The following is a 13,031-nucleotide window of genomic DNA, read 5'->3' on the forward strand; positions in this document are numbered from 1 at the left end:
AACTTCGCTAGCGTGCGCTCAGCGCTGCGTGTCGGCTCGCTGCCGCAGCTTCCGCTGCCGCCTCGCGCTCCAGCGATCGACGAGCACCTGTCCGTACGGAACGGCGATGACCACAGCACGCCCCGACACGTTGCTCGAACGCCACCACCAGACGAGCACCGACAGCGCGAACAGCACCGTGATGCTGGCCACCGCGATGCGCGTATACGGCCCCTCGAAGAACGAGTCGGTCGGCTCAGCGAGCGTCACCGTCGTGAAGAAGATGGTCACCAGCATCGCGAGGTGCTCCTGCCCCTTCCTCCACGGACCAGCGACGGCCGCGAACGGGAGGATCCACATGACGTACCAGGGGTGGATGGCAGTGGATGCGGCGACGATGACCGCCGTGCACAGCACGAGACGCAGCAGCGGGTCGATGGGCCGCTTCGTGAGGACAACCCACGCGGCGACGAGCCCGGCGATCGAGAAGGCGATCACCTTGAGGATGACCTCGAACACGAACGGATCGAGGGCCACGAGCTCCGCGAGGCCGCGCACGGTGCCGACCATCAGGGTCAACGGGGAGTACCAGTGCTGGATCGCCCCCGGCACGGTGAGGGCCGTCACCCAGCCGAATCCCAAGCCGAGCACGAGGCCGATGACTCCGACCAGTCCGACGGCGATGGCGGCGTGCAGCGTCCAGCTCTTCACCCTGTCCCACACGGGAAGTGAGCTGGGCCTGCCGATGAGCGCCACGATGGGCAGGGCGATGAGCGCGATCGGCTTGATCGAGACGGCGAGCGCGATCCAGACCACTCCGAGGACACGATGCCCCTTGAGCGCCGCCAGCAGACCGAACCCCATACCGGCGAGCATGAGGCCGTCGTTGTGCCCTGAGGCGATGAACAGGAGGAGCGTGAGGGGGTTCGCGGCGATCATCCAGGCGACGAACGCGCGGTTGCGTCCACGAAGAGCGGCGATCTTCAAGAAGGCCACCACCATGAGCACAGCGCCCGCGGTTGCGGCGACGCGATTCAGGAACAGGGCGTACTCGGGGATCTCCGCCCCGAGCCAGGAGAAGACGGCCGCGACGCCGAGGAACAGCGGACCGTAGGGCGACTCCGTGCTCGACCAGAACGGGTCGACGCCAAGGGAGTACCAGCCCGCGATCTCGTTGACGCCGTGCTGGTACGGGTCGATCCCCGCTGCCATGAGGCGTCCCACCGCGACGTACGAGAACATGTCCCGGCTGAAGACGGGGATGCAGATCAGCAGCGGCAGGGCCCAGATGACGGCCGTCCTGATCACGCGCCGCAGCGAGGCGTCGTCGTCGCGAATGCTGGGCCGGAAGCGGATCCAGGCGATGAGGAGCAGGAAGCCGCCGACGATGAGCAGCATCGTGCAGAGACGAGTCAGATCTGGCGAACTGCGGAAGAACGCGATGGGGAACCACTCGCGGATACCGAGGCCGTCGCCGATCCAGCCAGCTCCGAACGATCCGACGAGGATGAACAGCGATCCGATGAAGCCGAGCACCGTCGGGCTGACCGTCACCGGAAACCGGCGCGGCTCGTGCTCTACGGCCGGTCGGTGCGTGTGGTTCGACATGTTCGTGTGTCAATCAGGAAAGGGAACGAGCTGGATGCTGGACTCCGCTGACCTTATAGCGTCCGCTCGCGCATCCACCCCAGACTGCTCCGAGCAGGGCGGTCGGGGCGGTCTGTGGCCGCCGACTCGAAACAGGAACGGCCCCGGACATCGAGATGTCCGGGGCCGTTCCTGTCGATCAACTACCGAGGCGTTGCTCAGCAGCCGATGCGGCTTCTGGCTATCGCTGGGCGATGACCTGGAGCTTGACGGTCGCAACGAGGTCGTCGCGGAGGCGAACAGTCGCCTCGTGGTTGCCCGTGTACTTGATCGGGTTCGGGAACTCGACCTTGCGCTTGTCGATCTGGCCGAGGCCAGCTTCTTCGACGGCGGTCGCGACGTCGGCACCGCGAACGGAACCGAAGAGGCGGCCTTCGGCGCCCGACTTCACGTGAAGCTTGACGAGGGCGGACTCGATCTTGTCCTTGAGCGCCTTCGCCTCTTCGAGGGTTGCGAGTTCGCGTGCGGCACGAGCGGAACGAATCTGCTCGACCTGCTTCTCGCTGCCACGGGACCAGCTGACTGCGTAGCCCTTGGGGACGAGGTAGTTGCGGGCGTACCCGCTCTTGACCTCGATGACGTCACCGGCTGCACCGAGGCCGGAGACCTCGTGCGTAAGAATTACCTTTGCCATGTCGACTACTCCTTAGCGGCCAGAGCCGGCGTAGGGCAGGAGCGCCATTTCACGTGCGTTCTTGACTGCACGTGCGATGAGGCGCTGCTCCTGGACGGAGACGCCGGTGATGCGACGAGCGCGAATCTTTCCGCGCTCCGAGATGAACTTGCGGAGGGTGTTGACATCCTTGTAGTCGATGACTCCGACCCGGATCTGCTTCGCGGGAGCAGCGGGCTTGCCGCCCTTCCCGCGTACACCCTTGCGGCGGTCGCCGCTTGACTTTCCAGCCATTGGGATCTTCTTTCGTTGAGTGTGTTTGCGAGCGCCCTTTAGAAGGGGGGCTCGTCAAAATCGTTCGATGCGCCGGGCGTCGCCCAGCCGGATGCGCCGTTGTCGCGGGGCTGGCCAGCAGGCTGGCCCCATGGCTCGTCCGCCGGGGCGGACTGACGTCCACCTGACGCGTTGCCGTTGCCGCCGCCGTTGCCACCGAAGGAACGCTGCTGGCCACCGCCGAAGCCGCCCTGGCCGCCACCCTGCTGTCCGCCGGCGCCGCCGGAGGACGTGCGGGTGAGCTGCGCAGTGGCGTAGCGGAGGCTAGGACCGATCTCCTCGATCTCGAGCTCGATGGAAGTGCGCTTCTCGCCTTCCTTCGTCTCGTAGGAGCGCTGCTTGAGGCGACCCTGCGCGATGACTCGCGAGCCCTTTGAGAGGCTCGAGGCGACATGCTCCGCAAACTCACGCCAGACGCTCGCCCGAAGGAAGAGTGCCTCGCCGTCCTTCCACTCGTTCGCCTGACGGTCGAACACGCGGGGGGTGGATGCGATGGTGAAGTTCGCGACTGCGAGCCCGTTCTGCGTGTACCGCAGTTCGGGGTCAGCCGTGAGGTTGCCCACCACGGTGATGATCGTGTCGCCAGCCATGACTAGGCCTCGGTGGTCGCCGCGGGCTTCGCTGCGATAGCAGCGGCCTTGGCAGCCTTGCGAGCCTCGTCGCGCTTCGCCTCGGAGGCGACGCGAGCGATGGCCTCTTCTGCGCGGAGCACCTTGGTGCGCATGACAGCTTCGGACAGGTTCAGCTGGCGGTCGAGCTCGTTCGCCGTTGCCGAGGTCGACGTGAAGTCAACGACGGCGTAGATGCCTTCGCTCTTCTTGTTGATCTCGTAGGCGAGGCGACGACGGCCCCAGATGTCGGTCTTCTCGATGGTTCCACCGTCATTGCGAATGACGTTGAGGAACTTATCGAGGCTCGGAGCTACGGTGCGCTCGTCGATCTCTGGATCGAGGATCACCATCAACTCATACTGATGCACGATAAACCCACCTCCTTCGGTCTAGAACGGCTGCAGACGATCTGCAGCAGGAGGGTTATTGCGCGTGCCTGGGCAGTTGATCGCTCAGACAACCTGGCAAGCATAGTCGCTTCCGGCTCCTAAATGCCAGTCAATTGGAAGAACTCCCCGACTCGCGAACGAATATGCTCTTTCCAGCACAACCGGCGGCCCCCGTGGTCCGCTGAAACGCACCACTACCTAGGGGAATCATGAGCGATCCAACAGGCGGCGCGGGCGAACGCGACCCGAACGCCCCAGTGCCACAGAACTCAGCACCGCAAGAGGGCGACGCTGCGGCGTCGCAGGCTCCTCAGGCGTCGTTCGGCGACCAGCCCGGCGGAGCCGAGCAGGGCTCGAGCAACGGCTACGGCGTCGGCAGCGGCTACGGCTCGAGCGGCGACAACTACCAGGCCCCGGGCAACTACACGGCACCTGGCGGTTCCTACGAGGCCCCGGGCGCAGCTTCCGGCTACCAGAGCGGTCAGTCGTCCTACTCGGGGTCGACCGGTTCGAGCGTGCCGAGCGCATCGTCGAACTCCGGCTACTCGACCCCCAGCTACGGCGCCCCGAGCGACACCCCCAGCTACGGCTCCTCGAGCGACAACTCCTATTCGTCGCCGAGCGCCGGCTCGTACACGGGTGACACCTCGTACACGGCTCCCTCCGCATCCGGAAGCGACTACTCGGCTCCGAGCTACGGCAGCACCCCCGACTACTCGGCCGGAAACGGCTACGGGAACGACAGCGCCCCCGGGTCCTACGGGTCAGCACCCGCACCCGACGCGTACGGCGCACCCGCGCAGAACAACTCGTACGGCTCCGCTCCGGCACCCGACGCCTACGGCACGTCCGGACAGAGCAACGCCTACGGCGCCCCGTCGCAGGACCCGAACGCAGCTCCCGGCGCCTACGGTGCAGCTCCTGCCTACGGAGCAGCCGGGGGTGCTGGCGGAGGCCAGCAGCAGCAGTATGGCAACTACGCCCCGCAGGGCAAGGGCGGAATGAACACGCTGGGACTCATCGCGCTCATCGCCGGTGCCATCAGCATCCTGATCTCGTTCATCCCGTTCTTCGGCTACTTCGGAATCCTGTTCGCGCTCGTCGGCATCGGCCTGGGCATCGCTGGCCTCGTCGTCAAGCGCTACAACGCGAAGAAGCTCATGGCGATCATCGGCCTCGTGCTCGGTGGCCTCGGCCTCATCGTGGGGCCGTTCATCACGACCGCCACGACCGTCGCCGCGGTTGCCGGCTCGGTCGACAGCTCGGTGGATGACTTCCAGCAGGAGCTCGACGACGAGTACTCGACGCTCGACAACGGCTTCCCGTCGGAGGGTGAGATCGATGTCGAGCTCACCGTGACGAGCACCTCGACCACGCCGGTCGACATCACCTACAGCTACGACAACGCCCTCACCGGCGCCGACCGCCAGCAGGTCGACACCGAGGCCCTCGCGAGCGCTGTGCCGTGGTCGGAGTCGGTCACGATGAAGTACAAGGCTGAGTACGGCTACGACAGCTCGTCCGCTTCCGTGTACGCGTCCACGAGCGACTACACGGACACCGCGCAGCTCACCTGCACGCTCACCGTCAACGGCACCGTCGTTGAAGAGGCGACGAGCTCGAGCTACGTCTCCTGCTCGGGCTACAGCCTCGCCGACTACCTGGTCGCCGAGTAGCTCCAGGCACATCGACACGAACGGCCCCCTCTTCGGAGGGGGCCGTTCTGCGTTGCTTCGACGGGCCAGACTTCGCTTGGCAGACCAGCCGCGCTGAATCCCCTGCCCGTGCATCCATACGTGCACGGCCCGTGATGGGTTCTCACGACCGGTGATGGGAAAAAACCCATCACCGTCACCAAAAGCCATCACGCGCCTCAGCGGTGCGACTACGGCCCGGTGAGACTCGGGCCCGGTGCGACTCGGGCCCGGTGCGACTCGTGCCCGGTGCCGCTACGGCCGGTTCTGCTCCCACCAGGCGAGCAGTCGCTGCTTCGCGTCGTCGTGCTCGAGCGGGCCCTCGTCGAGACGCACCTCGAGCAGGTGCTTGTACGCCTTGCCGACGAGCGGGCCTGGGGCGATCTCGAGGATCGCCATGATCTGCTCCCCGTCGAGGCTCGGGCGCACGGAGTCGAGCTCCTCCTTCTCCTGCAGTTCCAGGATGCGCCGCTCGAGGTCGTCGATCGCGAAGAGGAGCCGGTCGGACTTCCGCTGGTTGCGCGTCGTGATGTCGGCGCGGATGAGGATGAGGAGCCGCTGCAGCTCTGGTCCGGCGTCTCGCGCGAAGCGTCGCACAGCCGAGTCGGTCCAGCCCGCGCCCTCGTAGTTGAAGACCCGCATGTGGAGTTCGACGAGGCGAGCCACCGACTTGATGGTGTCGTTGTCGAACCGCAGCGCCGTGAGTCGCTTGCGCGCGAGCTTCGCGCCGACGACGTCGTGGTTGTAGAAGGTGACCTTCCGCCCCTCGCCGAAGCGTCGCGTCTTGGGCTTGCCGATGTCGTGCAGCAGCGCCGCGAGGCGCAGGACGAGGTCCGAGTCGGCTCCGGGGTTGCGTTCGCGCTCGAGGCTGATGGCCTGCTCGAGCACCGTGATGGAGTGCTCGTAGACGTCCTTATGCCGATGCGCGTCGTCGCGTTCGAGCTGCAGCGCGGGCAGCTCCGGCAGCACGAGCTCGGCCAGCCCCGTCTCGACGAACAGCTCGAGGCCTGGCCGAGGTGTGTCCGTCTTGAGCAGCTTCACGAGCTCGTCGCGCACTCGTTCCGCGGAGATGTCGAGGATGCGCCGCCGCAGCTCGACGATCGCGTCGAAGGAGTCGCGGTCGAGCTGGAAGCCGAGCTGCGAGGTGAAACGCACCGCCCGCAGCATCCGCAGCGGGTCGTCGCCGAACGAGACGGCAGCCTCGATGGGCGTGCGCAGGGTCGTCTCGATGAGGTCCTTCGTGCCGTCGGAGGGGTCGACGAGCGTGAGCGCGGGGAGCTGCAGGGCAAGCGCGTTGACGGTGAAGTCGCGCCGATGCAGGTCACCGTCGATGGTGTCGCCGAAGGCCACGACGGGCTTGCGAGACGTCCCGTCGTAGCTGTCGGCCCGGTAGGTCGTGATCTCGACGGTCTCACCGGAGAACCGGGCCCCGATCGTGCCGAACTCGCGGCCGATGTCCCAGTGCGCATCCGCGATGGGGGCCACGATGCGGAGGATCTCATCTGGCCGAGCGTTCGTCGTGAAGTCGAGGTCGGTGACGTCCCTCCCGAGGAAGGCGTCTCGCACCGGACCGCCGACCAGGGCGAGCTCGAAGCCCGCGGCCTCGAAGGCGGAGGCGAGCTCGGCGACGGGAGACGCGGTCGCGAGTCCGCGAAGGCGTTCCATGGCGGACTGCACGTTTTGCATCCGCTCATTCTACGAGGCGAGGCGGATGATCGGCTCGCCACTGAGGGCGCGTTCAGCTCGCCACCTCGCCGTCCGTCCTTACTATGGAGGTCATGGACCACGCACCGCGCGCCGCTGTGCCACGGTTCCTGCGTGCCTGTGCACGCCGGGTTGTCCCTGCGACGCTCCTGGCGTCGGTGCTGGCGCTCGGGGTCACCGGTGGCGCGTCAGGTGCACCCACGAACCACGCGAGCCCGGCCGCGGTCAGCTCTTCGACGGCCGCGCCGCGGGCCATCGCCGACGCACCGGACGGGCAGGTCTCGATCTTCGCCGCGCCGGCCGACGGTGGTCTCGTGCAGCCCGGCGGACCGCTTGTCGTGGAGCTCGTCGTCGTGAACAAGACGGATGCCGAGCTCCCGGCCGCCCAGCTCGAGCTCGCGGTCGGCTCGTCGACGATCGACACGAGGTTCGCGCTGGATGCGTGGAGCTCCTCGAGCAGCGAATCGGCGGTCGACCGGCTCGATGTCGTCGCGAGCCTCGCAACTGAGAGCGTTCCGCCAGGAGAGACGGATCTGCTCAACGTCTCCGTTTCGGCGGAGGGGCTGCCCTTCGCCGCCACCGACGACTTCGGGCCTCGTGCCATGGCCGCGACGCTCACGAGCGGTGACGCGAAGCTCGCACAGGCGCGTTCCACGATCGTGCTCAATGGGGTCGCGGCGGCTGAGCCGACGCTCGTCTCGACCGTCGTTCCCATCACCTCCGGCCTGTTCGTCGATGCCGATGAGCCGCTGCTCAGCAGTGCGCGGCTCGCTGAGCAGACGGCACCGGGCGGGCGCCTCGAGGAGATCCTCGCCGCCGTCGAGGCCAGCCCGAACTCGACCGTCGCGATCGACCCCCGCATCCTGGCCTCGATCCGTGTGCTCGGCTCTGCAGCGCCGCAGTCGGCGCTGACCTGGCTGGACCGGCTGACGGCCATCGACAACCAGACGTTCGAGCTTCCCTTCGCCGACGCGAGCCTCACGCTCCAGTCGCAGTGGGGGGCGCAGCAGCCGCTCGAGGTCACGAACTTCGACTTCGACATCGATCCCGCGAACTTCGCCGACCCCACGGAAACGCCGACGCCGACGCCGACGCCCACCGAGAGCGCAGACACGGGGGCGACCACGCCTTCCGAGGACGGGGCCACGGGCACCGACACGGAGGGCAGTGCAGAGGCGTCCGCGTCTCCAGAGGCGACCACAGCCGAGACTCCGGAGCCGAGTGCCACGGAAGATCCTGAGCCCGTCGCACCGCCGCTCCCCACGACCGAGAGCCTCGTCAGCTTCCCGTACACGATGAGCGGCGTCGTCTGGCCTCAAGCGGGCACCGCCCAGTCGACGGACCTCGACAAGTTCCGCGGCTGGGGCGGCGAGTCGCTCATCCTGGACGACTCCAACACGGGGGTCAGCGCGGACGCGGACTTCACGGAGAGCGCGCAGGCCACGGTCGCCGGGTGGAGTGCGGTCATCGCTGAGAAGACCCTCGACGACGCGATCGACGATGCCGTGCACGCAACCACCGATGAGGAGTGGAACGAGGCGGCCACCCGCATCGCGACCCTGCTGGCCGTCGTGACGCGCGAGCTGCCCTACGAGCCGCGAACGCTGGTCGGCACGGTGACTCGCGACGAGTTCGATGGCGATCGCCTCGCGCAGACCCTCCAGTTCGTGGATGGGCTGAGCTGGGCGTCATCGACACCGCTGACGTTCCCGAGCGAGGCCGACACCGGTCGCCGGGAAGCCTCCCTCATCGACGGCAGTGTCGGCGAGACCTCGTTCAACCAGATGACGAGCGTCATGCAGACCATCGAGCGTGCGCAGGTCATCTCGACGATCTTCGACGACCCGCTGGATTACAGCGACCCCGTCAGAGTCGCCGGCATCGGTGCGCTCGCGACCGGATGGGCGACCGTTCCGGCAGAGGCGCAGACCGCCGTCAGCGGACTCAGGGACTACGTCACGCTCACGGAGTCGTACGTGCAGCTCGGCGACACGAGCGAGGCGCTCATCGTGGGCCGCGACACGGAGCTGCCACTCTTCGTGTCCAACGCAGTTCCCAATCGCAAAGTCACCGTGCTCGTCGAGTTGAGGCCGACGACGGGAGCCGTCGAGACCGGCGACGCCGTGGCCCTCACGATCGAGCCGAACTCGATGTCGCGTGTCGGCATCCCCATCAAGGCGATCGCCAACGGCACGACGTACGTCACCGTGAACGTCATGACTCCGGAGGGCGAGCAGCTCTCCTCGACGAAGCAGATCCGCCTGGATGTGCGCGCCGAGTGGGAGAGCATCGCGATCCTCGTCGCGAGCGTCGGCCTGGCCGTGCTCTTCGTCGCGGGTCTCGTGCGCACGATCCGTCGCCGGCGCGCGGCAGTGTCGGGAGTGGGAGCCGAGCCGTCGGACGCGCAGACCTCGGAAGAGGACAGCACCGAAGCTGACGCGGACGGCAAGCACACCGCCGGCGCGACGAAGACCGAGGAGTAGGCATGGCTCAGGGCATCGCGCGGGCGAGCGCGCTCCTGGCATCGGGCACCATGGTGTCTCGCGTGCTGGGCTTCGTGAAGGCCATCGTCATCGCGCAGACGATCGGCGTCATCGGAGTCTCGGCCGACGCGTACGCCGGGGCGAACCAGCTGCCGAGCAACATCTACTCGATCATCTCGGTCGGGCTCCTCAACGCCGTCATCGTGCCGCAGGTCGTCAAGGCGGCGAGACACGAGGACGGCGGTCAGCTCTACGTCAACAGGCTCGTGACCCTTGCCATGGTGCTGCTTGGCGGGCTGACGATTCTCGCGACCGTTGGGGCGCCCATCATCGGTGCGCTCTACGGCGCGAGCCTCAGCCCAGAACAGCTGGGACTCCTCGTGGCCTTCGCCTACTGGTGCATGCCGCAGATCTTCTTCTACGGCATGTACGCCGTCCTCGGCGAGATCCTCAACGCGCGCGGCCTCTTCGGACCGTTCGCGTGGGCGCCCGTCATCAACAACATCGTCGGCATCGCGGGTCTGCTGCTCTTCAGCACGGTCTTCGGCGCCGACCCGACGGGCCAGGACCGGGTCATCTCGGACTGGGACCCGACGATGATCGCGGTCCTCGGCGGCACGGCAACGGTCGGTGTCGCGATGCAGACGATCGTGCTGCTGTTCTTCTGGCGTCGCGCCGGCCTCCGCTTCGGCCTGGATTTCCAGTTCCGCGGCACCGGCCTGGGACAGGTGGGCCGCCTCGCCGGCTGGACGCTCGGGATGCTCCTTGTCATGCAGCTCGCCGGCCTCGTCGAGACGATCGTCGCCAACGTCGCATTCGGTCGGGCCGCGTCCATCGCGGCCATGCAGAACGCGTTCCTCATCTTCGCGCTTCCGCACGCCGTCATCGCCGTCTCCATCGCCACGGCGTTCTTCACCCGAATGAGCGCGGCGATCAGTGACGGGAAGCCGAAGGACTTCATCCGCGACCTCTCCGAGGGCTCACGCCTCATCGGCATGTTCCTCGTGTTCTCGGGGTTCGGGCTCGCCCTCGTCTCGGTGCCGTTCGCGCGGATCTTCGCGTCGACGGACACCGGCATCAATTCGATCGCGCTGACGCTCGTCGCGTTCCTGGTCGGGCTCATCCCGTTCAGCGGCCTGTTCCTCGTGCAGCGCGCCTTCTACGCGCTCGAGGACACCAAGACCATCTTCTTCGTGTTCCTCTTCACGTTGCCATTGCACATCTTCGGCATGGCGCTCGCCGCGATCGGGCCGGTGGAGCTCATCGTCGTGGGGCTCGCCCTCATGCAGTCGATCATGTCGACCCTGCGGCTCGCGATCCTGCTCTTCATCCTGCGGAATCGGATGGGCCAGCTCGACTTCGCGAACATCGCTCGCTCCTACGTGCGCTTCACGATCGCGGCCATCGCTGCTTCCATCCCGGCTCTGATCGTCATGATGCTGCTCGGCACGTTCCAGGAGGGCGGCTTCCCCCGCTCCGGCATCTTCCAGGCGCTCGTCTCGTGCGCGATCGGGGCCGGCATCATGGCCCTCTTCTACTTCCCGCTGCTCTGGCTGCTCAAGTCCCCCGAGTTCCGGGGCTTCGCCGGCCCGCTCCTCGCTCGGTTCGGCATCAAGCCCGGCCCGCCATCCAGTCCAGCCCGCCCCGGCGAGCAGGACCTCGACGGAGATGACCTTCCGGTGTTCCCGGAAACCGTCACCGTTGGCGCGGAGGACTCGGCACCGACGCCGTGGAATCTCGCATCCGAGGAGATCGAGCCCGACGCCGCGGACGAACGCCGGCAGGCTGCGGAGCAGGAACAGCGCGAGGAACGCGTCAACGCAGCTTCCTGGGCGTTCGGTGGAGCGACCGAGGACCTCTCGACCGCCGGCATCATCCTGCCCATGCACTCGCGGACGACCGAGATCCCGAAGGTCGGCCGCCAGGAACCGCCCCGCACCCGCCGGGAGCGTCGCGAGGAGGAGCGCCGAGCTGTGATCGAGCTGGCCGCCCGCCGTGAAGAGGAGGCTCGTCTCGCCCGTGAGGCCCGGAGCCAGGCCGATGACGACGACGGGCGCGGTTCAACACCTCGTCCGAAGGAATAGTCGCTAGTCTCAACGCGTTTGCCTGTATGTCGAGCCGCGATTCCCGCGACTCGGAGAAGTGCGGAGGACTCATGCGGAACGTCATCATCATCGGTTCAGGCCCCGCCGGCTACACGGCTGCGATCTACGCGGCCCGTGCTGGCCTCAAGCCTGTCGTCATCACCTCGAGCGTCGAAGTCGGCGGCGAGCTGATGAACACGACCGACGTCGAGAACTTCCCGGGCTTCCCCGAGGGCATCCTCGGACCAGACCTCATGGAGCGCATGCAGGCGCAGGCTGAGCGCTTCGGTGCTGAGCTCGTCTACGACGACGTCACGACGGTCGACCTCGACGGCGACGTCAAGAAGGTCTCCACGTCGTACAGCGGCGACTTCGAGGCGCGCACGGTCATCATCTCGACCGGTTCCGCCTACCGGAAGCTGGGCCTCGACGCTGAAGGTCGACTCTCGGGCCGCGGCGTCTCCTGGTGCGCGACCTGCGACGGCGCGTTCTTCAAGGACCAGCACATCGCGGTCGTCGGCGGCGGCGACTCGGCGATGGAGGAGGCGACCTTCCTGACGCGCTTCGCGAGCAAGGTCACGATCATCCACCGCTCTGAGAACCTTCGCGCATCGGTCATCATGCGCGAGCGTGCGGAGCAGAACCCGAAGATCGAGTGGATGCTCAACTCCCGCATCGAGGACATCGCCGGTGAGGCGAGCGTCGAGTCGGCGAGCGTCCTCAACACGGCGACCGACGAGCGCACCGAGCTGCCCGTGACGGGCGTGTTCGTGGCGATCGGCAACGACCCCCGCATCGACCTCTTCAAGGATGTCCTCGACATCACCGAGGAGGGCACGATCTGGGTGGATGGCCGCTCGTCGCGCACGAGCATCCCCGGTGTCTTCGCCGCCGGCGACGTCATCGACCCTCACTACCGTCAGGCCATCACGGCTGCCGGCTCCGGCACGGTCGCGGCGCTCGACGCGGAAGCATTCCTGGCCGCTCGCCCCGAGCCGATCGCGGAGGAGTCGGAAGACCAGGCAGCCGCCGCGGTGACGGAGAGCGAAACCGTCATCGTCTGATCGGCCGGAGTGCAGCCGGACTCAATCCGAGCAGGCACTCCGCCCCGAACACCATTCACCACGAAGCACGACAACTCCCACGGAGGTACCAATGTCAGAACCGATCGTCGCCACCACGGCGAACTTCGACCAGATCGTGGCAGACGCCCCGGGTCCCGTCATCGTCGACTTCTGGGCGCCCTGGTGCGGCCCGTGCCGTCAGGTCGCCCCAGTGCTCGACCAGATGAGCGAGGCGCACGAGAACCTCTCCATCGTCAAGGTCAACGTCGATGACGAGCCTGACCTGGCCATGAAGTTCCGCATCACGAGCATCCCGGCCCTCAAGCTGTTCTCGAACGGCGAGGTCGTCAAGGAGGTCGTCGGCGCGTACCCTCGTGCGGCACTCGAGAAGCAGTTCGCCGACTACCTGGGCTAGACCCGACCGGCGAAG

The 13,031-nt window shown here is 67.1% G+C and carries 11 protein-coding genes; 5 read left to right on the forward strand and 6 right to left on the reverse strand.

From position 1 onward, the window contains the following. Nucleotides 1-18 precede the first annotated feature (18 nt). The 5 genes from mptB to rpsF all read right to left on the reverse strand — a co-directional run bounded on the left by mptB (nucleotide 19) and on the right by rpsF (nucleotide 3,554). Complete coding sequence (gene mptB, locus C5E10_RS00210; protein ID WP_146080103.1) at nucleotides 19-1,587, reverse strand: polyprenol phosphomannose-dependent alpha 1,6 mannosyltransferase MptB; 1,569 nt, start codon at nucleotides 1,585-1,587, stop codon at nucleotides 19-21. Nucleotides 1,588-1,807: 220 nt separating this feature from the next. After that, nucleotides 1,808-2,260 (reverse strand): 50S ribosomal protein L9, encoded by a 453-nt coding sequence (rplI, locus tag C5E10_RS00215; RefSeq protein WP_104329922.1) that lies wholly within the window; start codon nucleotides 2,258-2,260, stop codon nucleotides 1,808-1,810. A 12-nt stretch (nucleotides 2,261-2,272) separates the two neighbouring features. Beyond that, complete coding sequence (gene rpsR / locus C5E10_RS00220) at nucleotides 2,273-2,533, reverse strand: 30S ribosomal protein S18 (protein WP_068482210.1); 261 nt, start codon at nucleotides 2,531-2,533, stop codon at nucleotides 2,273-2,275. A 38-nt stretch (nucleotides 2,534-2,571) separates the two neighbouring features. Beyond that, nucleotides 2,572-3,162, reverse strand: coding sequence for a single-stranded DNA-binding protein (locus C5E10_RS00225; RefSeq protein WP_104329923.1), 591 nt, complete (start codon nucleotides 3,160-3,162; stop codon nucleotides 2,572-2,574). A 2-nt stretch (nucleotides 3,163-3,164) separates the two neighbouring features. Further along, on the reverse strand, nucleotides 3,165-3,554 hold the full coding sequence (gene rpsF, locus C5E10_RS00230) for a 30S ribosomal protein S6 (RefSeq protein ID WP_104244003.1): 390 nt from the start codon (nucleotides 3,552-3,554) through the stop codon (nucleotides 3,165-3,167). A gap of 227 nt (nucleotides 3,555-3,781) precedes the next feature. On the opposite strand from rpsF, the gene C5E10_RS00235 reads away from it, so the two are divergent. Then, the gene (locus C5E10_RS00235; protein WP_104329924.1) at nucleotides 3,782-5,248 is read left to right on the forward strand and encodes a hypothetical protein; all 1,467 of its coding nucleotides are present in this window, start codon (nucleotides 3,782-3,784) and stop codon (nucleotides 5,246-5,248) included. Between the two features lie 273 nt (nucleotides 5,249-5,521). On the opposite strand, the gene C5E10_RS00240 is transcribed toward C5E10_RS00235, so the two are convergent. Continuing rightward, nucleotides 5,522-6,952, reverse strand: a complete 1,431-nt coding sequence (locus tag C5E10_RS00240) for a CCA tRNA nucleotidyltransferase (RefSeq protein WP_104329925.1) — start codon at nucleotides 6,950-6,952, stop codon at nucleotides 5,522-5,524. 92 nt (nucleotides 6,953-7,044) lie between these two features. Between C5E10_RS00240 and C5E10_RS00245 the strand changes: the two genes are divergently transcribed. The 4 genes from C5E10_RS00245 to trxA all read left to right on the forward strand — a co-directional run bounded on the left by C5E10_RS00245 (nucleotide 7,045) and on the right by trxA (nucleotide 13,016). Then, nucleotides 7,045-9,453, forward strand: a complete 2,409-nt coding sequence (locus C5E10_RS00245) for a DUF6049 family protein (protein ID WP_104329926.1) — start codon at nucleotides 7,045-7,047, stop codon at nucleotides 9,451-9,453. Between the two features lie 2 nt (nucleotides 9,454-9,455). After that, nucleotides 9,456-11,537 (forward strand): murein biosynthesis integral membrane protein MurJ, encoded by a 2,082-nt coding sequence (gene murJ, locus C5E10_RS00250; protein WP_104329927.1) that lies wholly within the window; start codon nucleotides 9,456-9,458, stop codon nucleotides 11,535-11,537. A gap of 71 nt (nucleotides 11,538-11,608) precedes the next feature. Next, entirely contained in the window at nucleotides 11,609-12,601 is a 993-nt protein-coding gene (gene trxB / locus C5E10_RS00255) for a thioredoxin-disulfide reductase (protein WP_104329985.1), read from the forward strand. Nucleotides 12,602-12,692: 91 nt separating this feature from the next. Further along, nucleotides 12,693-13,016 carry a thioredoxin gene (gene trxA / locus C5E10_RS00260; RefSeq protein WP_104244011.1) on the forward strand — a complete coding sequence of 108 codons (324 nt, stop codon included), beginning with the start codon at nucleotides 12,693-12,695 and terminating at the stop codon, nucleotides 13,014-13,016. Nucleotides 13,017-13,031 lie beyond the last annotated feature (15 nt).

The sequence above is a fragment of the Pseudoclavibacter sp. RFBG4 genome, assembly GCF_002931515.1.
Taxonomy (GTDB): Bacteria; Actinomycetota; Actinomycetes; order Actinomycetales; family Microbacteriaceae; genus Pseudoclavibacter.